Origin of the sequence: Streptomyces sp. NPDC057253 (genome assembly GCF_042669125.1) — a bacterium.
In the GTDB taxonomy this organism is placed as follows: Bacteria; Actinomycetota; Actinomycetes; order Streptomycetales; family Streptomycetaceae; genus Streptomyces.
Genome location: NZ_JBHUXV010000088.1, coordinates 12092 through 31510, shown reverse-complemented (window position 1 = coordinate 31510; position 19419 = coordinate 12092). Strand labels below are relative to the sequence as shown.

Sequence of the window (19419 nt, the reverse complement as noted above, 5' to 3'; positions counted from 1 at the left end):
CGTGGCAGGAGTCGCACGCCGTCGGCTGGACGCGGAGCTGGTCCGGCGGAAGCTCGCGCGCTCGCGTGAGCACGCCAGCCAGCTGATCGCGGCGGGGCGGGTCACCGTCGGCAAGACCGTCGCGACCAAGCCCGCCACCCAGGTGGAGACCGCGGCCGCGATCGTGGTGCAGAGCGACGACGGCGATCCCGACTACGTGTCCCGGGGTGGGCACAAGCTTGCGGGGGCGCTTCAGGCGTTCGTGCCGCGGGGGCTCGTGGTCGAGGGGCGGCGGGCGCTGGACGCCGGGGCCTCCACCGGCGGTTTCACCGATGTGCTGCTGCGGGCCGGGGCCGCGCACGTGGTCGCCGTCGACGTCGGGTACGGCCAACTCGCGTGGTCTCTCCGGAGCGATGAACGCGTCACCGTCAAGGACCGTACGAACGTACGCGAGTTGACGCTCGAAGCGATCGATGGGGAACCAGTGGATCTTGTCGTGGGGGATCTGTCCTTCATCCCGCTCGGCCTGGTGCTGCCCGCCCTGGTGCGGTGCGTGAAACCGGACGCCGATCTGGTGATGATGGTGAAGCCGCAGTTCGAGGTGGGTAAGGAACGGCTGGGCAGCGGGGGAGTCGTCCGCAGTACACAGCTGCGGGCCGAGGCGGTGCGGGGGGTGGCCGAGAAGGCGGCGGAACTCGGGCTCGGGGTGAACGGGGTCACGGCCAGTCCGTTGCCCGGACCCTCGGGCAATGTCGAATACTTTCTGTGGCTGCGTGCCGGGGCGCCCGCCCTGGACCCGGCCGATGTTGACCGTGCAGTGGCGGAGGGGCCGCGTTGACACCTGACCGAGCTCGTACTGTTTTCCTGCTCGCCCACACGGGGCGGCCCGCCGCCATCCGCAGTGCCGAGCTCGTGGTGAAGGGGCTGCTGCGCTCCGACATCGGCGTGCGCGTCCTGGAGTACGAGGCCGCCGACCTGCCGCTGCCGCCCGAGGTGGAGCTCGTCAAGGAGGCGACTCCGCAGTGCCTCGAAGGGTGCGAGCTGCTGATCGTGCTCGGCGGTGACGGGACGCTGCTGCGGGGGGCCGAGTTCGCCCGGGCGTCCGGGGTGCCGATGCTCGGCGTCAACCTGGGCAGCGTCGGGTTCCTCGCGGAGGCCGAGCGGGACGATCTCGACAAGGTCGTCGACCGGGTCGTGACCAAGGCGTACGAGGTCGAGGAGCGGATGACGGTCGATGTCGTCGTTCACCGGAACGGGGACATCGTCCACACCGACTGGGCGCTGAACGAGGCGGCGGTGCAGAAGGCCGGCGCGGAGAAGCTCCTCGAGGTCGTGCTGGAGATCGACGGGCGGCCGGTGACGGGGTTCGGGTGCGACGGGATCGTGCTGTCCACGCCCACCGGGTCCACGGCGTACGCGTTCTCCGCGGGTGGGCCTGTGGTGTGGCCCGAGGTGGAGGCGTTGTTGATGGTGCCGATCTCCGCGCACGCGCTGTTCGCGAAGCCGTTGGTCACCTCGCCGAACTCTGTGCTGGCCGTGGAGTTGTTGCCTCATATTCCGCCGGGTGTGCTGTGGTGTGACGGGCGGCGGACGTTCGAGCTGCCGCCCGGGGCTCGGGTGGAGGTGCGGCGGGGGGCTGTGCCGGTGCGGCTGGCTCGGCTGCACCATGCGTCCTTTACTGACCGGCTTGTGGCGAAGTTCGCGTTGCCCGTGTCGGGGTGGCGAGGGGCGCCGCACTAGCCAACCGTGGGGGCTGGTTGCGGAGCGTGGGCGGCTGCGGATGGTTCGTGGTTGCTCGCGCAGTTCCCCGCGCCCCTAAAAACCTCCACTCGCCCGAGTGACAGGGGGCCTCGCATCTCGTCGCCCCGACCTCGTAAGGTCTTCACCGTGCTGGAAGAGATGCGGATACGGTCGCTCGGAGTCATCGATGACGCTGTCGTCGAGCTGTCGCCCGGGTTCACCGCTGTCACCGGTGAGACGGGTGCGGGCAAGACCATGGTGGTCACCAGCCTGGGGCTGCTGCTCGGCGGGCGGGCTGACGCGGCGCTCGTGCGGATCGGGGCCGAGAAGGCGGTCGTGGAGGGGCGGATCACCGTGTCCGCCGGGGACTCCGTCGTCGTACGGGCCGAGGAGGCCGGGGCGGAGCTCGACGACGGGGCGCTGCTGATCAGCCGTACCGTTTCCGCCGAGGGACGGTCCCGGGCCCATCTGGGCGGGCGGTCGGTGCCCGTGGGGGTGCTGGCCGAGCTCGCAGACGAGCTCGTCGCCGTCCATGGGCAGACCGATCAGCAGGGGCTGCTCAAGCTGACCCGGCAGCGGCAGGCCCTCGACCGGTACGCGGGGGACGCCGTCGCCGTGCCGCTCGCCAAGTACACCGAGGCGTACCGGCGGCTGCGGGCCGTCTCCGTCGAGCTGGACGAGATCGTCACACGCGCGCGTGAGCGGGCCCAGGAAGCCGACATGCTGCGCTACGGCCTCGACGAGATCGCCGGTGTGGAGCCGCGGGCCGGGGAGGACGTCGAGCTGGCGGAGGAGGCCGAGCGGCTGGGGCACGCCGAGGCGCTGTCGTCCGCCGCCACGGCCGCTCACGCCGCTCTCGCGGGCAATCCCGAGGACCCTGAGGGGATCGACGCGGCGACCCTCGTGGCCGGCGCTCAGCGGGCCCTGGAAGCCGTACGGTCGCACGACCCCGCCCTCGCCGCGCTCGCCGACCGGATCGGCGAGATCGGGATCCTGCTCGGCGATGTGGCCGGGGAGCTGGCCGGGTACGCCGACGACCTGGACGCCGATCCGCTGCGGCTGTCCGCCGTCGAGGAGCGGCGGGCCGCGCTCACCGCGCTGACGCGGAAGTACGGCGAGGACGTGGCCTCCGTGCTGGCCTGGGCCGAGCGGAGCGCCGCGCGGCTGACCGAACTCGACAGCGACGACGAGCGGATCGACGAGCTGACCGCCGAGCGGGACGCGCTCAGGGCCGAACTGGGTGGGCTCGCGCAGGCGTTGACGGACGCGCGAGCGGAGGCCGCGGAGAGGTTCGCGGCGGCGGTGACGGCGGAGCTGGCGTCGCTGGCGATGCCCCACGCGCGGGTGTCCTTCGCCATCCGGCAGACCGAGGACCCGGAGGGTGTGGAGGTCGGCGGTCGTCCGGTCGCCTACGGGCCGGCCGGTGTCGACGAGGTCGAACTGCTGCTCGCCCCGCACCCGGGCGCCCCACCGCGGCCCATCGCCAAGGGCGCGTCCGGCGGTGAGCTCTCGCGCGTGATGCTGGCCGTGGAGGTCGTGTTCGCGGGGACCGACCCCGTGCCGACGTATCTCTTCGACGAGGTCGACGCCGGTGTCGGCGGCAAGGCGGCGGTCGAGATCGGGCGGCGCCTCGCGCGGCTCGCCAAGACCGCGCAGGTCGTCGTGGTGACCCACCTGCCCCAGGTCGCGGCCTTCGCCGACCGGCAGCTGCTGGTCGAGAAGACCAACGACGGGTCCGTCACGCGCTCCGGTGTGAAGGTGCTGGAGGGCGAGGAGCGGGTGCGGGAGCTGTCCCGGATGCTCGCCGGGCAGGAGGACTCCGAGACGGCCCGGGCGCACGCGGAGGAGTTGCTGGCGACGGCTCGGGCGGACGCCTGAGAGGTGGCGTCACTCTTGTGAGTGACGCCGACTCGCCGTGCGCGCCCTTCCGCCGTTCTCTGCCATGCACGGAACACCCGTACGGCCTGGCATCCTTGGCAGAGAACCCATCACGCGTAGGAAGCGCGCGGTACACCCCCCGCTCGACACTTCTGTACGTTTCCTCGTGACCGCCCGACCCGAACCAGGAGCCCCGGCCACGTGACCCCCGTGAGCAGCCACGCACCGCACGGCCAGTCCTCGCTGCGCACCGTGCAGGTGCTGGGCGGCGGCAATGCCGGCAGCAGCGCGCATGTGCGCTCCCTGACCTTCGGGCTCGTCGCGCGGGGCGTGCGGGTCACGGTGTGCGCCCCTGTCGAGGCGGATCGCGCCTACGACTTCACCGGGGCCGGCGCGGACCACGTGCACGTGCCGCGCAGCAGCGACCCGACCTCCGTGGCCGTGCTGCGGGCGGCCTGCGCGGACGCGGATCTGGTGCACGCGCACGGACTGCACGCCTCGTTCCGCGCGGTGCTGGCGCTCAGCGGGCGGCGCACCCCGCTCGTCGTCACCTGGCACGACCGGGCGTACGCCGAGGGCGCCCGGGCCCATTTCGTGCGCCTCCTGGAACGCCGGGTCGTGAAGGCCGCCTCCGTGGTGCTCGGGTCCACCTCGGCGCTCGTGGACCGGGCCCGCAAGACCGGTGCCCGGGACGCCCGCCTCGCCGCCGTGGCCCTGCCCGGCCCGCGAGGGGCCGTCGAACAGGACGACCCCGACCGGCTGCGGCCCAAGCTGCGGGCCGAACTGGGGGCCACCGGGCGGCCCTTGCTGATGGCCGTCGGCGCCCTGGAGCGGCACAAGGGCTACGAGACGCTCCTGGACGCGGCCCGCGCGTGGCGTCTGCTGGACCCCGTGCCGCTGGTCGTCGTCGCCGGGGAGGGGTCGCTGCGGGCGGCCCTGCAGAGCCGTATCGAGGACGAGGAGTTGCCCGTCCGGCTCATCGGACGCCGTGACGACGTCGCCGAGTTGCTCACCGCCGCCGATCTCGCGCTGCTGCCCAGCCGCCTGGAGGCGCGGTCCGTGCTCGCCCAGGAGGCCCTCCACGCGCGCGTGCCGCTCGTCGCGACCGCGGTCGGCGGTGTCCCCGAACTCGTCGGTGACGCGGCCGAACTCGTCCCGTACGGCGACTCGAAGGCGCTCGCCGACGCCGTCGTACGGCTGCTCGGTGATCCGGAGCGGCGGGAGCTGCTCGTCGAGCGGGGCGTGCGGCAGGCGGCCACCTGGCCGACCGAGGACGAGACCGTCGCGCAAGTGCTGAGCGTCTACGACGAGTTGACCCAGCCGCGCACCCTGCTCTAAGGCACGTGCCGGCGTGCCCGCAGTGCCAGGCTCAACGCCAGGACCGTCTGCGGGTCGTCGAGGTCGGTGCCGAGCAACTCGCCGATGCGGGCCAGGCGGTTGTAGAGGGTCTGCCGGTTGAGATGGAGTTCGCGGGCCGTCTCCGCCTTGCGGCCCGCGTGCGCCAGGTAGGTCTGCAAGGTGGGCAGCAGCGGCGGCTTGGAGCGGTCGTCGTGGGCGCGCAGGGGGCCGATGGCGCGGTCCACGAAGGCCGCCAGGTCCGGGTGGTCCCGCAGCCGCCACAGCAGCAGGTCGATGTCGAGGCGGCGGGCGTCGTACCAGGGGCGGTCCGACAGGCCCTGGGCCGCCGTCGCCGTCTCGGCCGCGTGCCGCAGGCCCGCCGAGGCCGCCGTCCAGCTGCCCGCCGCGGCGACCACGACCACGGGCGGCTGGGCGCCCGGCCGTTGCATCCCGGCCCGCTCCAGGCCCGCCCGCAGCGCCGCCGCGACCCGGTCCGCCACCGCCGCTCGCTCCGACTCCGCGCGCAGGCCGAGCAGGACCAGGACGCGGCCCTCGACGGGCCGTACGCCGAGCAGGACCGGCACACCGACCGAGGCCAGCTCCTCGGAGACCGCCCGGGTCAGCACCGTCCAGCCGCCGCCCGAGGAGCCGAGGTGCATCACCACGGGCAGCAGCGGGCCGCCGCCCGGCCGGAAGCCCAGCACACGCGCCTGCGCGGGCGCGTCCTCCGCCGTGATCCGGCCCTCCGCGAGATCGGTGAGGAAGTCGCCGCGCCCGCGGGCCGCCAGCTCCTCCTCCTGGCGGGCCTGCATCAGGACCACGGCCAGGATGCCCGCGGCGCGTTCGGCGGCCATGCGGTGCACCGGGCCCATCGGCCCCCGCACGGGCAGCAGCACCAGCCGCGCCCGCACCGACCCGCTGCCGGGTCCGCCGCCGGGCACGTCCACGAGGACCGACCCGGCCGGCGGCGCGTCCTTGTGCTGGCCGCGCAGCCCCTCCCAGACCTGGAGCGGGTCGGCACCCTCGGGTCCGGCCCCGGCGGCGTACAGGAGCCGCCCCTCGGTCGTCTCCAGGAAGACCGGGTTGCCGCCGAAGTCGGACAGGATGCCGAGGACCTGTGGCACACCGCCGCCGCCCAGCAGGGCCTCCGTGCAGCGGCGGTACACCTCCTCGGCCCGCTGGAGCAGGGCGTAGTGGCCGTTGACGATCTCGGTGTGGATCTCCTCGGTGACTGTCACGAACGGCACCTCGCGGTGCAGCTGCACCAGCGGCAGGCCGGTCGCGCGGGCCGTGTCGACGAGGGCCGCGGGCAGCCGGGTGAACCGCGGACCGAGCTCGACGACCAGGGCCGCGATGCCCCGCTCGGCCAGCGTGCGCACGAACGCCCGCTGTTCGGCCGGTCGGGTGCCGAGCCCGTAGCCCGTGGTCAGCAGCAGCTCCCCGCCCTTCAGCAGGGAGGCGATGTTCGGCACCTCGCCCGCGTGCACCCAGCGCACGCTCCGGTGCAGCCGGTCCGCGCCCGCGAGGATCTCCGGGAGCCCGCTGCGCAGCCCGGGCAGCTCCAGCGCGCGCTGCACGGTGATCCCGGCGCCCTGGGTGTCGAAACCGCTGTTCGTACCGCTGTCCATGAGCCGGACGCTACCCGAGGCGTGGCCGTGGGCGTGCCGGGGTAGCGGCCGGTGCATGGACTTCAGCGTGGTGGCCGTGGCCCGGGAGGACGACAGTCCGGTCGAGGAGCCGGTGCGGGTGGCGGTGACCGCCGACCGGCTCGGGTACCAGGAGGTGTGGGCGGGGGAGGGACCCACCTGGGACGCGTTCGTGCTCGCCGCGGTGATCGGCCGGGACACCGAGCGGGTCGCCCTGACGGCCGGTCCGGTGCCGGTGTCGGTGCGCGACCCGTACACCTCGGCCCGGGGCGCCGCCTCGGTCGCGGCGCTCGTCGGCCGCCCGGTCGGGGTGGCGCTGGGTACGTCCAGCAAGCGGGTGGTGGAGGGCGTGCACGACCGGCCCAGGACCCGCCCCGCCGCCGTACTGGAGGAGCACGCGGCAGCCGTACGACGGCTCCTGCACGCTTCCGCGGGCGAACCCGTCGTGCCGGGCAGCCCTTTCCGGCGCCGTCTGCCGCCGCCCGGAGGGCCGCTCACGGTGGCCGCGTTCGGGCCCCGCGCGATCGCCACGGCCGCCGCGCACGCCGACCGCATGCTGCTGGACGTGGTCTCGCCCGAGCAGGTGCGGGCGCTGCGCGCGCAGTTGGACGCGGCGGCCGTCGAGGTGGGCCGTACGGCACCCACGCTCGCCGCATGGCTGCCCGCCGCCGTCGATCCGGAGCCGGCCGCCCTCGCGCAGGTCCTGGGCAGCATCGCCGGATATCTGATCGTGCCCGGGTACAGCGAGGTGTTCGCCGAGGCCGGGTTCGGGGAGGCGGTGGAGCTGGCCGCGAACGGGGCGGACCGCCAGACGCTGGTGCGGGCGCTGCCGGCCGCGGCCGCGGCCACGGTCGGGCTGGTGGGCGACCTCGACGCCGTACGGGCGCGGATCGACGCCTACGCCGAGGCGGGGCTCGACGAGATCGCCCTGGTGCCCGCCACGGCCGGCGACCCCGGCGGCGAACGGACGCTGACGGCGCTCAGGCCGGCGTGATGTTGTGGTTGAAGCGGAACACGTTCTCCGGGTCGTAGCGGCGCTTCACCTCGGACAGGCGGCGGGTGTTGTCCGCGCCGACGCCGGCCACCACGCGGTCCGCGCCCTCGTCGCCGATGAAGTTGAGGTAGACGTCGCCCGTGCTCCACGGCTGCGCTTCTGCGCGGACGTCGCGGACCCACTGGATGCTCCGCGCGTCGTCCGCCGGGTCCTCCCACATCGCGAACGGGTGTACGGCCCAGGGGGCGTCGCGGTAGGGCACCGGGTACTCGTGCGGGCCCCGGGCGATGGCGCCGCCCAGCGGGAACAGCACATGGATGGTGCCGGTCGGCACCGGCATGGACTCCGCCCGGGCGCAGTAGAGGTCCACGTACGCGTCGGGCAGCTCCGTCAGGTACTCCGCCGACCAGTAGTTCCGCATCCCGGGCGGGTCGTCGAGCATGCACTGGACATCGGCGTACGGCATCGCCCCGACGACCTCCGCCTCGTGCGGCAGCGCCAGCAGCGGCTCGGCCACCTTGCGCATGTCCGCCTCGCTCCCGGCGTACGTCAGCAGTGCACCGCACAGGAGGGTGCCGACCAGGTGCGGTGGGACGAACTCCTCGGGCGGGCCGGTGACGTACAGCACACCGCCGCTCGCCTCGTCCGGGCCGTGGGCGATCACCTCACGGTAGGTACGGACCACTTCGGGGCCGAACTCCGGCAGGTACAGCAGCAGCGCGATGGAGAACTCGGGCAGCGGGTGCAGCTTCAGGGTGAGCGCGGTCGCGACGCCGAAGTTGCCGCCGCCTCCGTGCAGGGCCCAGAACAGGTCCGGGTGTTCGTCGGCGCTCGCGTGCACGCGCTCGCCGTCCGCGGTGACCAGCTCCACGCCGAGCAGGTTGTCGACGGCGAGTCCGCACCAGCGGTCCAGCCAGCCGGAGCCGCCGCCCAGGACGAAGCCGCCGACCCCGGTGGTCGAGGCCCGACCGCCGGTGGTGGCCAGGGCGTGGGGCGCGCAGGTCCGGTCCAGGTCGCTCATCGTGGCGCCGCCCGCGACCCGTACCGCCCGGGCGACCGGATCGACGGTGACCGTGCGCATGTGGCGCAGGTCGACCACCAGACCGCCGTCGTTGAGCGCCATGCCGGCCACGCTGTGCCCGCCGCCGCGCACGGCGATCGGCAGGTCGAGGTCACGGGCGAAACGGATGGCCCGTACGACGTCGTCCTCGTTCACGCACTGCGCGATGGCCGCGGGCCTGCGGTCGATCATCGAGTTGAAGACGGTCCGGGCCTCGTCGTAGCCCGGGTCTTCGGGGGCGAGCACGTCGCCGACCAGATCCTCGCGCAGCGCGGCGAGGGCCGCGCCCGCCTTCGACGGGGATGCCATGGGGCGCCCCCTTTCGTGCAGGGGCTGTTGGATCCCAGCCTAGGCGCGCCGCGGCCCGCGGTCCTGTTCAACCGCGGGCCGTCACCGCCTCGTAAGAACTCGTGCGGGCTCAGCCGCCGTACGCGCCCGACGCCGTCAGCCGCAGGGCCGTGTCGATGAGCGGGACGTGGCTGAAGGCCTGCGGGAAGTTGCCGACCTGGCGCTTGAGACGCGGGTCCCATTCCTCGGCGAGCAGACCGAGGTCGTTGCGCAGCGAGAGGAGCTTCTCGAAGAGCTTCCTCGCCTCGTCCACCCGGCCGATCATCGCGAGGTCGTCCGCCATCCAGAACGAGCAGGCCAGGAAGGCCCCTTCGTCGCCGGGGAGGCCGTCGACGTTCTCGTCGCCGCTGGAGGTCGGGTAGCGCAGGATGAAGCCGTCCGGGGTGGACAGCTCCCGCTGGATCGCCTCGATGGTGCCGATCACGCGCTTGTCGTCCGGCGGCAGGAAGCCCATCTGCGGGATGAGCAGCAGGCTCGCGTCCAGCTCCTTGGAGCCGTAGGACTGCGTGAAGGTGTTGCGCTCCTTGTCGTAGCCCTTCTCGCAGACGTCCCGGTGGATGTCGTCGCGCAGGTCGCGCCACTTCTCCAGCGGGCCGTCCGCGTCACCGGACTCGATGAGCTTGATCGTGCGGTCCACCGCGACCCAGGCCATCACCTTGGAGTGCACGAAGTGGCGGCGCGGGCCGCGCACCTCCCAGATGCCCTCGTCCGGCTCGTTCCAGTGGTCCTCCAGGTAGCGGATCAGCTTGAGCTGGAGGATGGAGGCGTAGTCGTTGCGGGCCAGGCCCGTCATGTGGCCGAGGTGCAGGGCCTCGGTGACCTCGCCGTACACGTCCAGCTGGAGCTGGTGCGCGGCGCCGTTGCCGACCCGGACCGGGGCGGAGTTCTCGTAGCCGGGCAGCCAGTCCAGCTCGGCCTCGCCCAGCTCGCGCTCGCCCGCGATGCCGTACATGATCTGGAGGTTCTCCGGGTCGCCGGCGACGGCCCGCAGCAGCCACTCGCGCCAGGCGCGGGCCTCCTCGCGGTAGCCGGTGCGCAGCAGCGAGGAGAGGGTGATGGCCGCGTCGCGCAGCCAGGTGTAGCGGTAGTCCCAGTTGCGGACGCCGCCGATGTCCTCGGGGAGCGAGGTGGTGGGGGCCGCGACGATGCCGCCCGTCGGGGCGTACGTCAGCGCCTTGAGGGTGATCAGCGAGCGGATGACGGCCTCGCGGTAGGGGCCGTGGTACGTACAGTGCTCGACCCACTCGCGCCAGAAGTCCTCGGTCGCCTCCAGGGACTGCTCCGGCTCCGGCAGCGGCGGCGGCTCCTTGTGCGAGGGCTGCCACGAGATGGTGAACGCGATCCGGTCACCCGGGGCGACCGTGAAGTCCGAGTACGTCGTCAGGGACTTGCCGTAGGTCTCGCAGTCCGTGTCGAACCACACCGAGTCGGGGCCCGCCACGGCGACCGTGCGGCCCTCGTGCTTGTGGACCCACGGGACGACACGGCCGTAGGAGAAACGCATCCGGAGGGCCGAGCGCATGGGGACGCGGCCCGAGACGCCCTCCACGATCCGGACGAGCTGGGGGGCGCCGTCACGCGGGGGCATGAAATCCGTCACCCGGACCGTGCCGCGTGAGGTGTCCCACTCCGATTCCAGGATCAGGGAGTCGCCGCGGTAGGAGCGACGGGCGGCGGTGGGGGGCTCGGCGTCCGCCGCGTGCGCGGGGCCGAGCCGCCAGAAACCGTGTTCCTCGGTGCCCAGCAGGCCGGCGAAGATGGCATGCGAGTCGAAGCGGGGCAGGCACAGCCAGTCCACTGTGCCGTCCCGGCAGACCAGCGCCGCGGTCTGCATGTCTCCGATGAGTGCGTAGTCTTCGATGCGCCCGGCCACGTGCAACTCCAGTCGAACGGCCACGTCACCCCCTGAAGGAAAAAGGGGGCTGTCGCTTGGTGCGGTCAAGGGGGTCGTTGTAATGCGTCGTTGAGCGGTGAAGCAAAACAGTCATGCGGCTGTGAGGCAAAACGACAACTGTTGCTCAACGAACTGACGAGCTCTCGTTGTTCCGGGTCCTACGGGTGGGGGTGGTCCCGTGTTTCCGGCCGGGCTCGGCAGTGAGTGTCCGAGCAGGATACGACGCACGTAGATGATCTGTGTGCCGCTCCGGGCAACGCGGCTGGGCCGAACGGGTGAGCAGCGGGTGAGAAACGGGTGCGCATGTGCTGGTCCGTGTCCGCTTGTGTGCGGAGCGTGGCCGGAAGCCATCTCCTCACGGCGCTGATACCCTGGTAGCCCGTGGACCGGTGGGCGATTGACCCCCGAACCGCACCTCCAGATCGCGACCACGGGAGCCCCCTCTTGGCCATGCCCCCTGTTTTTCGAAACAGCACCACGACGACCAAGCACATCTTCGTCACCGGGGGTGTCGCCTCCTCGCTCGGCAAGGGCCTGACGGCTTCCAGCCTCGGCATGCTGCTCAAGGCGCGGGGCCTGCGTGTCGTCATGCAGAAGCTCGACCCGTACCTCAACGTCGACCCGGGCACGATGAACCCCTTCCAGCACGGTGAGGTGTTCGTCACCAACGACGGCGCCGAGACCGACCTGGACATCGGCCACTACGAGCGCTTCCTCGACCGCGATCTCGACGGTTCCGCCAACGTCACCACCGGCCAGGTGTACAACACGGTGATCGCCAAGGAGCGGCGCGGCGAGTACCTCGGTGACACCGTGCAGGTCATCCCGCACATCACCAACGAGATCAAGCACCGCATCCGCCGTATGGCGACCGACGAGGTCGACGTCGTGATCACCGAGGTCGGCGGCACGGTCGGCGACATCGAGTCGCTGCCGTTCCTGGAGACGGTCCGCCAGGTCCGGCACGAGGTCGGCCGTGACAACGTCTTCGTCGTCCATATCTCGCTCCTGCCGTACATCGGCCCCTCGGGTGAGCTGAAGACGAAGCCGACCCAGCACTCGGTTGCGGCCCTCAGGAACATCGGTATCCAGCCGGACGCGATCGTGCTGCGCTGCGACCGCGAGGTCCCGACCGCGATTAAGCGCAAGATCTCGCTGATGTGCGACGTCGACGAGGCCGCCGTGGTCGCCTGCCCCGACGCCCGCTCGATCTACGACATCCCGAAGACCGTGCACGGCGAGGGCCTGGACGCCTACGTGGTCCGCAAGCTGGACCTGCCGTTCCGGGACGTGGACTGGACGACCTGGGACGACCTGCTCGACCGCGTCCACAACCCCGACCACGAGATCACTCTCGCCCTGGTCGGCAAGTACATCGACCTGCCGGACGCCTACCTCTCGGTCACCGAGGCGCTGCGCGCGGGCGGCTTCGCCAACAAGGCCCGCGTGAAGATCAAGTGGGTCACCTCCGACGACTGCAAGACCCCGGCCGGCGCCGCCGCGCAGCTCGGTGACGTGGACGGCATCTGCATCCCCGGCGGCTTCGGCGACCGCGGTGTGCTCGGCAAGGTCGGCGCGATCAAGTACGCCCGCGAGAACAAGGTCCCGCTGCTGGGCCTCTGCCTGGGCCTTCAGTGCATCGTGATCGAGGCCGCGCGCAACCTCGCCGACATCCCGGACGCCAACTCCACCGAGTTCGACTCCGGGACCGCCCACCCGGTCATCTCCACCATGGCCGAGCAGCTGGACATCGTCGCCGGTGAGGGCGACATGGGCGGCACCATGCGGCTCGGCATGTACCCGGCCAAGCTCGCCGAGGGCTCCATCGTCCGTGAGGTGTACGACGGCAAGGAGTACGTCGAGGAGCGGCACCGTCACCGGTACGAGGTGAACAACGCCTACCGCGCGGAGCTCGAAAAGAAGGCGGGCATCCTGTTTTCCGGCACCTCGCCGGACGGCAAGCTCGTCGAATACGTCGAATACCCGCGCGATGTCCACCCCTATCTGGTGGCCACGCAGGCCCACCCGGAGCTGCGCTCGCGCCCGACCCGTCCGCATCCGCTCTTCGCCGGCCTCGTGAAGGCGTCGGTCGAGCGCAAGACTTCGAAGTAGCACGACAGTTGTACGGTGGCCGGGGCGCGCGCATTCAAACGGCGGGCGTCCCGGCTTCTTTTGCGCACGTGGGGAAGGACAGGGCATGACGATCAAGGACACCCCGGAAGAGTGGGAGATCCGGGGGACCGAGACCCCGTTCGTGGGCAACAAGACCTCCGTCCGCACGGACGAGGTGGTCATGCCCGACGGGTCGGTGGTCCGCCGTGACTACCAGGTCCACCCCGGTTCCGTCGCCGTCCTCGCCCTCGACGACGAGGACCGGGTCCTGCTCATCCGGCAGTACCGGCACCCCGTCCGGCAGAAGCTGTGGGAGATCCCGGCGGGGCTGCTGGACGTGCCGGGGGAGAACCCGCTGCACGCGGCCCAGCGGGAGCTGTACGAGGAGGCACACGTCAAGGCGGAGGACTGGCGGGTGCTGACGGACGTCTACACGACGCCGGGCGGCTGTGACGAGGCGATCCGGATCTTCCTGGCCCGGGGGCTGTCCGAGGCCGAGGAGGCGCGGTTCGAGGTCGAGGACGAGGAGGCGGACATGGAGCACGCGCGCGTGCCGGTCGCTTCGCTGGTTCAGGGGGTGCTGGCGGGGGAGTTGCACAACAACTGCCTGGTGGTGGGGGTGATGTCGCTCGTCGCCGCGCGGGCCTCCGGCGGGTTGGACGGGTTGCGTTCCGCTGAGGCGGAGTGGCCTGCGCGGCCGTTCGAGGCGTGACGGGTTTCGGGTCGCGCCGTTGGTGTAGTCCGTTCGTTGCCGGGTGACGGTCGCGTCGTAGCTGGTCGCGCCCACGCGGCGGTAGCCGCAGATCGATACAGCCCCGCGCCCCTGAGTAGGTCCTACGATCTGTTGATCCGATCAGGGGACTCTGTGTCCATCACCGTCGCGCTCCGCCAGGAACGTTGCACAGCGTGAACTAGGCTTTCGGTGCCCGTTCCGGGGTCACCGGCGGGCTTTGCGCGTGCGGTGGGACGGGAGTGTGGCCCGTGACGGATCAGGCGGTGGACGCGGAGGGCGTACGGCTGTCCGGCGAGGATCATTTCCTGGGGCGGACACGGGAGTTGAAGGAACTGCGCGCCGACATCGAGCGCGCCGGACTGGACACCCTCGCGGGCCGGAAGGCCCCCCGCGCGCGCGTGCTGCTCATCGCGGGACGTCCCGGCTCGGGGCGTACCGCGCTCGCCGAGGAACTCGTCCGAACGGTCGCTGAGCGTTACGAGGACGGAGTGCTGCGCGCCCGGCTGAGCGAGCCCGACGGCACCCCCGTCCCGGTCGCGGACGTGGCCCGGGACCTGCTCACCGCGCTCGACGTGCCGGCACCCGCGGGGGCCGGCGAGGACGACCTCTCCGAGGCCCTGCGCGCGGCCCTCGCCGACCGGCGCGCGCTGCTTCTGCTCGATGACGCGGTGGCCGCGGAACAGGTGGACGCCCTGCTTCCGGATACTCCGGAGTGCCTGGTCGTGGCCGTGTCCGGAGGTCCGCTGACCGGGATCGCGGACGTCCGGCCCTGCACCCTCGGCGGGCTGGACACCAAGTCCGCGCTGGAGCTGGTGTCCCGGCACACCGGGTCGGTCCGCGTCACCGTGGACCCCCGCGCGGCCGAGCACCTGGTCGAGGAGTGCCAGGCGCATCCCGCCGCGCTGATGCTGGCCGGGGGGTGGCTCGCCGCCCGACCCAAGGCCGCCGTGGCCGATCTGTCCAAGCATCTGCATGCGGAGAGTGACGAGGGGACACCGCTCAGCCGGGTCTTCAAGCTCGTCTACGCGTCTCTGCCCGCCCCCGCCGCCCGGATACTGCGACTGCTCTCCCTGGCCCCGGCCGGCCTCGTCGACCCGCACACCGCCTCCGCGCTCGCCGGCTGCTCGGTGGGCGGCGCCCGGTCCACCCTCGACGACTTCGTCGCGCTCGGCCTGCTGCACGCCGTGGACTCCCCGCTGCCGCAGTACGAGGTCCCCGGCTGTCTGCACCCGCTGCTCAAGGCCCTCGCCGCCACCCAGGACCGCCCGGCCGAGCTCCAGCTGGCCCGCGCCCGGATGCTGGAGCGGATCGTACGGCTGCTCCAGTCCTCCCGGGCGATCACCGAGACCGACAACCCGGACGCCCACAAGAAGCTCCAGGGCATGCCGCGCTCCCTGCGCTTCCCGAGCCCCCGGGCCGCCGAGGACTGGCTGCGCGTCCGCAGGCCCGCCCTGCTCGCCGCCGCCCGGCTCGCGGTCGCCGACGGGGAGCTGGACACCCTGGCCCGGCGGCTGATGTCACAGCTCGTGCGCACGATGGTGGCCCACTTCGGCACCAGGGCGGCCGCCCCCGACCTCTACGGCATCCACGGCCTCGTCCTCGACATCGCCGAGCGGCGCGCGCTGCCCCGCGAGAAGGCCGCGGCCCTGCTGAACCTCGCCGACCTGGACGCCCAGACCGGCCGGACCCGGGAGGCGCTGGCCCGCTATCGGGCGGCTCTGGACGCCGGACGGCAGGCGAATGACCCGTACGCGACCGGCCGCGCGATGGAATCCGTAGGCGGCGCGCATCTGGAGCTCGGGGACTACGACCGGGCCGCCGACTGGTTCGGCCGGGCCCTCGCCCAGCGGCTGGCCCGGGACGAGCGCGCGGAGGCCGCCCGGCTGTACGGCCGTATCGCCGCCGCGCACACCTACGCGGGCCGCTACGGCGAGGCGGTCAGGAACTGGCGGGCCGCGCTCGCCGGACACCGCAAGAACGGCGATGTCGCGGCCCACGCACGGGCGTTGAGCGAACTCGCCCGGGTCCAGGAGTACGCCGGACACCCCGAGGAGTCGCTGCGCACCTGCCAGGACGCCGTGGAATGGGCCCGGCGTGCCGAGGACGTCCGGCTCCAGGCCGCGCTCCAGCTGCGGCTCGCCGACACCCTGGAGCACCTCGGCGATCCGGCCGCCGCGCAGCTGCACCGCGGGGCCGCCGAACGGCTGCTGGGTGAGGAGCTTTCCCAGGGGGAACCCGGGTCCGCGGAGGCCGAGGAACAGGCCGATGAGCCGAAACAAGACGCTGACACCTGCGAAATCCGTAGTACATCCGCAGAAGATTGATGCAATGAAAGGCTAGACAGCGGGAACACCTTCATTAGACTGGCTCTGCCGCACCTTCTCCTGCGGTGTCTCCTGGTGTGCTCCTGCATGCCCGGGTATGTGTTGTATTGCCCCACACTCTCTGAGCCAAGGACCGTGATCCACGTGAAGGTCGGCATCCCCCGCGAGGTCAAGAACAACGAGTTCCGGGTGGCCATCACCCCCGCCGGTGTGCACGAGCTCGTGCGCCACGGCCACCAGGTCGTCATCGAACGCGGCGCCGGTCTCGGCTCCTCGATCCCGGACGAGGAGTACGTCGCCGAGGGCGCCCGGATCCTGGACACCGCCGACGAGGTGTGGGCCACCGCCGACCTGCTGCTCAAGGTCAAGGAGCCCGTCGCCGAGGAGTACCACCGCCTCCGCAAGGACCAGACGCTCTTCACCTACCTGCACCTGGCCGCCTCCAAGGAGTGCACCGACGCGCTCATCGAGTCCGGCACCACCGCGATCGCCTACGAGACCGTCGAGCTGCCCTCCCGCGCGCTCCCGCTGCTCGCCCCGATGTCCGAGGTCGCGGGCCGGCTCGCCCCGCAGGTCGGCGCCTACCACCTGATGCGCTCGGTCGGCGGCCGCGGTGTCCTGCCCGGCGGTGTCCCCGGCACCCAGCCCGCGCGGGCCGTCGTCATCGGCGGCGGTGTCTCCGGCTGGAACGCCACCCAGATCGCCGTCGGCATGGGCTTCCACGTCACGCTGCTCGACCGGGACATCAACAAGCTCCGCGAGGCCGACAAGGTCTTCGGCACCAAGGTCCGGGCGATCATGTCCAACGCCTTCGAGCTGGAGAAGGCCGTCCTGGACGCCGACCTCGTCATCGGCGCCGTCCTCATCCCGGGCGCCAAGGCCCCGAAGCTGGTCACCAACGAGCTGGTGGCGCGGATGAAGCCCGGAAGTGTCCTTGTCGACATCGCGATCGACCAGGGCGGCTGCTTCGAGGACTCCCGCCCGACCACCCACGCTGAACCGACCTTCCAGGTCCACGACTCGGTCTTCTACTGCGTCGCCAACATGCCCGGCGCGGTGCCCAACACCTCGACCTACGCGCTCACCAACGCGACGCTGCCCTACATCGTCGAACTCGCCGACCGCGGCTGGGTGGAGGCGCTGCGCCGCGACCCCGCGCTCGCCAAGGGCCTCAACACCCATGACGGCAAGGTCGTTTACCGCGAGGTCGCGGAGGCGCACGGCCTGGAGCACGTGGAGCTCGAGTCCCTGCTCGGCTGAGCCCCTGACCTCGCCGAACAGCTAAGTCACCTTTTCGTAAAGGCGATACGTCAACAAGGCGCGTCAACGAGGCACATGCGGCCGGACCTTGCCCACAAGGTCCGGCCAGATGTGTGTATGGTCACTTTGCGACTCTCGGTCAACTCGCGTCGAACGTAACCGTTGGACCGATTCGTACACCGGCGAAACCTGCCGTGCGACTGCCGTACGCCCTTGACAGCGGGATGTTTCATTGCCGACACATCCTGCCGGGTCCGGTGGATTGTGTTGCTGTGAACACCCGACACGCCATAGAGTCGCCAACCGTCGGCATGGTGCCACGCTGACCTTGTCTAGAAGTTTCCTGGTCACCAAGGAGGTAAGACGACTTGTGAATGAGTCGACATTTTCTCCCGGGGGTGGTCAACCAGGAATGCCTGCCGAGGCCCAGGGCCACGCGGGGTTCGAGGCTGTCGGCTCCGTCGCGGTGCGCACCTTCGCAGCCCACCAGAGTCGTCCGCAGACCCTGCGGACAGCACACCAGAGCATGGATGGCCATCACGTGAACGCCATGGCCGGCGACGGAAGTGGCGCGCCCCACAACCACTTCGCCGACTACGACGAACTGCCCGAGGGGCACTTCTACGACCCCGACGCCGAGTACGAGCCGGATCCGGAGTACGCGGCCACGCTCGCGCCCGACGCGGCCCGCCAGCGCCGTGAGCGTGTGGGCCCGACCGGACGCCCGCTGCCGTACTTCCCGATCCCGGGCCCGCTGACCGACCACGGCCCCGCGAAGATCATCGCGATGTGCAACCAGAAGGGCGGCGTCGGCAAGACCACGTCGACCATCAACCTGGGTGCCGCGCTCGCGGAGTACGGCCGGCGCGTGCTGCTCGTGGACTTCGACCCGCAGGGCGCGCTGTCGGTGGGTCTCGGTGTCAACCCGATGGAGCTCGACCTGACCGTCTACAACCTGCTCATGGAGCGGGGCATGGCGGCGGACGAGGTCCTGCTGAAGACCGCGGTCCCCAACATGGACCTGCTGCCGAGCAATATCGACTTGTCGGCGGCGGAGGTCCAGCTGGTCTCCGAGGTCGCCCGCGAGTCGACATTGCAGCGGGCCCTGAAGCCGCTCATGGCCGACTACGACTACATCGTGATCGACTGTCAGCCCTCGCTCGGCCTGCTCACGGTCAACGCCCTGACGGCCGCGCACAAGGTGATAGTGCCTCTGGAGTGCGAGTTCTTCGCGCTGCGCGGTGTCGCACTGCTGACGGAGACCATCGAGAAGGTCCAGGAACGGCTCAACCCGGAGCTGGAGCTCGACGGGATCCTCGCCACGATGTACGACTCGCGCACGGTCCACAGCCGTGAGGTCCTGGCCCGTGTGGTCGAGGCGTTCGACGACCACGTCTACCACACGGTCATCGGGCGCACGGTGCGCTTCCCGGAGACCACGGTCGCCGGTGAGCCGATCACCACGTACGCCTCCAACTCCGTCGGTGCCGCCGCCTATCGCCAGCTCGCCAGGGAGGTGCTCGCCCGGTGTCACGCCGAGTGAGTCTGCCGGGGGCCGACGAACTGTTCCGTACGACAGGGGGGATGGCGCTCCAGGCGTCCACTCCCCGGCGGGGGGCCAACGGCGAGGCCCGGGTACCGGCTCCCGCGGGGGAGTCCGACGCGGTGGCGTCGGAGGACGCGCCGCAGTCCGTGCCCGCGCAGGGCGGTGACGGCGACGGGGCCGAGCATGTGGCGGCCGACGCCGACGGTTCCGAGGAGGGCGAGTCCCGCAGCCGGGCCGCGGAGCGCTCCGCGCGTGGTCGAGGGGCGCAGGAAGGTTCTGCCTCCTCCGATGCCGGGCAGCCCCGGGGCAAGCGGGGCCGGTCGCCCTCGCGGCGGCCCAGTGGGCGGGAGCGGCACGACGAGAAGATCACCGTGTACGTGTCGGCCGAGGAGCTCATGGATCTGGAGCACGCGCGTCTGGTGCTCCGGGGTGAGCACGGGCTGGCGGTGGACCGGGGGCGGATCGTCCGTGAGGCGGTCGCCGTGGTGCTGGCGGATCTGGAGTCCCGTGGGGACGCGAGCATTCTCGTACGTCGGCTGCGTGGGCGGTAAGCGGTAGCCTGCGGGG

At 71.7% G+C, this 19419-nt stretch carries 14 protein-coding genes; 11 read left to right on the top strand and 3 right to left on the bottom strand.

From position 1 onward, the window contains the following. Window position 1 precedes the first annotated feature (1 nt). The 4 genes from ACFULQ_RS35030 to ACFULQ_RS35015 all read left to right on the top strand — a co-directional run bounded on the left by ACFULQ_RS35030 (window position 2) and on the right by ACFULQ_RS35015 (window position 4935). On the top strand, window positions 2-817 hold the full coding sequence (locus ACFULQ_RS35030; RefSeq protein ID WP_383551781.1) for a TlyA family RNA methyltransferase: 816 nt from the start codon (window positions 2-4) through the stop codon (window positions 815-817). Next, complete coding sequence (locus ACFULQ_RS35025) at window positions 814-1719, top strand: NAD kinase (RefSeq protein ID WP_171147834.1); 906 nt, start codon at window positions 814-816, stop codon at window positions 1717-1719. The genes ACFULQ_RS35030 and ACFULQ_RS35025 overlap by 4 nt, the downstream gene beginning before the upstream one ends. A 159-nt stretch (window positions 1720-1878) precedes the next feature. After that, window positions 1879-3597 carry a DNA repair protein RecN gene (gene recN, locus ACFULQ_RS35020; RefSeq protein ID WP_383551803.1) on the top strand — a complete coding sequence of 573 codons (1719 nt, stop codon included), beginning with the start codon at window positions 1879-1881 and terminating at the stop codon, window positions 3595-3597. A gap of 201 nt (window positions 3598-3798) precedes the next feature. Continuing rightward, window positions 3799-4935, top strand: coding sequence for a glycosyltransferase family 4 protein (locus ACFULQ_RS35015; protein WP_383551779.1), 1137 nt, complete (start codon window positions 3799-3801; stop codon window positions 4933-4935). Here the strand turns inward: ACFULQ_RS35015 and ACFULQ_RS35010 are convergent. Next, the gene (locus ACFULQ_RS35010) at window positions 4932-6563 is read right to left on the bottom strand and encodes a PucR family transcriptional regulator (RefSeq protein WP_383551777.1); all 1632 of its coding nucleotides are present in this window, start codon (window positions 6561-6563) and stop codon (window positions 4932-4934) included. The two genes, ACFULQ_RS35015 and ACFULQ_RS35010, sit on opposite strands and share 4 nt — an antisense overlap. 55 nt (window positions 6564-6618) lie before the next feature. Between ACFULQ_RS35010 and ACFULQ_RS35005 the strand changes: the two genes are divergently transcribed. Beyond that, window positions 6619-7575 carry an LLM class F420-dependent oxidoreductase gene (locus ACFULQ_RS35005; protein WP_383551775.1) on the top strand — a complete coding sequence of 319 codons (957 nt, stop codon included), beginning with the start codon at window positions 6619-6621 and terminating at the stop codon, window positions 7573-7575. Here ACFULQ_RS35005 and ACFULQ_RS35000 read toward each other — a convergent pair. Together ACFULQ_RS35000 and ACFULQ_RS34995 are read right to left on the bottom strand one after the other, a co-directional pair. Next, complete coding sequence (locus tag ACFULQ_RS35000; RefSeq protein WP_383551773.1) at window positions 7562-8944, bottom strand: FAD-binding oxidoreductase; 1383 nt, start codon at window positions 8942-8944, stop codon at window positions 7562-7564. The two genes, ACFULQ_RS35005 and ACFULQ_RS35000, sit on opposite strands and share 14 nt — an antisense overlap. A 109-nt stretch (window positions 8945-9053) precedes the next feature. Beyond that, window positions 9054-10856 (bottom strand): glycoside hydrolase family 15 protein, encoded by a 1803-nt coding sequence (locus ACFULQ_RS34995; RefSeq protein ID WP_383551801.1) that lies wholly within the window; start codon window positions 10854-10856, stop codon window positions 9054-9056. Window positions 10857-11327: 471 nt separating this feature from the next. Here ACFULQ_RS34995 and ACFULQ_RS34990 point away from each other — a divergent pair, with 471 nt between their 5' ends. The 6 genes from ACFULQ_RS34990 to ACFULQ_RS34965 all read left to right on the top strand — a co-directional run bounded on the left by ACFULQ_RS34990 (window position 11328) and on the right by ACFULQ_RS34965 (window position 19403). Further along, window positions 11328-12989: a CTP synthase gene (locus ACFULQ_RS34990; RefSeq protein ID WP_383551771.1), complete on the top strand. Its 1662-nt coding sequence runs from the start codon at window positions 11328-11330 to the stop codon at window positions 12987-12989. A gap of 85 nt (window positions 12990-13074) precedes the next feature. Then, window positions 13075-13701 carry an NUDIX domain-containing protein gene (locus ACFULQ_RS34985; protein ID WP_383551769.1) on the top strand — a complete coding sequence of 209 codons (627 nt, stop codon included), beginning with the start codon at window positions 13075-13077 and terminating at the stop codon, window positions 13699-13701. A gap of 269 nt (window positions 13702-13970) precedes the next feature. Next, window positions 13971-16046 carry a tetratricopeptide repeat protein gene (locus ACFULQ_RS34980; RefSeq protein WP_383551767.1) on the top strand — a complete coding sequence of 692 codons (2076 nt, stop codon included), beginning with the start codon at window positions 13971-13973 and terminating at the stop codon, window positions 16044-16046. 144 nt (window positions 16047-16190) lie between these two features. Next, entirely contained in the window at window positions 16191-17306 is a 1116-nt protein-coding gene (gene ald / locus ACFULQ_RS34975) for an alanine dehydrogenase (protein WP_383551799.1), read from the top strand. A gap of 412 nt (window positions 17307-17718) precedes the next feature. Further along, window positions 17719-18849 (top strand): ParA family protein, encoded by a 1131-nt coding sequence (locus ACFULQ_RS34970; RefSeq protein WP_123988243.1) that lies wholly within the window; start codon window positions 17719-17721, stop codon window positions 18847-18849. Then, window positions 18834-19403: a hypothetical protein gene (locus tag ACFULQ_RS34965; RefSeq protein WP_383551765.1), complete on the top strand. Its 570-nt coding sequence runs from the start codon at window positions 18834-18836 to the stop codon at window positions 19401-19403. Before ACFULQ_RS34970 ends, ACFULQ_RS34965 begins: the two co-directional genes overlap by 16 nt. Window positions 19404-19419 lie beyond the last annotated feature (16 nt).

Bases quoted from the DNA above. Each gene is read 5' to 3' on its own strand.
- recN (WP_383551803.1), top strand. From the start codon at position 1,879: ATGCGGATACGGTCGCTCGGAGTCATCGATGACGCTGTCGTCGAGCTG.
- ACFULQ_RS35000 (WP_383551773.1), bottom strand. From the start codon at position 8,944: ATGGCATCCCCGTCGAAGGCGGGCGCGGCCCTCGCCGCGCTGCGCGAG.
- ACFULQ_RS34985 (WP_383551769.1), top strand. From the start codon at position 13,075: ATGACGATCAAGGACACCCCGGAAGAGTGGGAGATCCGGGGGACCGAG.
- ACFULQ_RS34970 (WP_123988243.1), top strand. From the start codon at position 17,719: ATGCCTGCCGAGGCCCAGGGCCACGCGGGGTTCGAGGCTGTCGGCTCC.
- ACFULQ_RS34990 (WP_383551771.1), top strand. From the start codon at position 11,328: ATGCCCCCTGTTTTTCGAAACAGCACCACGACGACCAAGCACATCTTC.
- ACFULQ_RS35005 (WP_383551775.1), top strand. From the start codon at position 6,619: ATGGACTTCAGCGTGGTGGCCGTGGCCCGGGAGGACGACAGTCCGGTC.
- ACFULQ_RS35010 (WP_383551777.1), bottom strand. From the start codon at position 6,563: ATGGACAGCGGTACGAACAGCGGTTTCGACACCCAGGGCGCCGGGATC.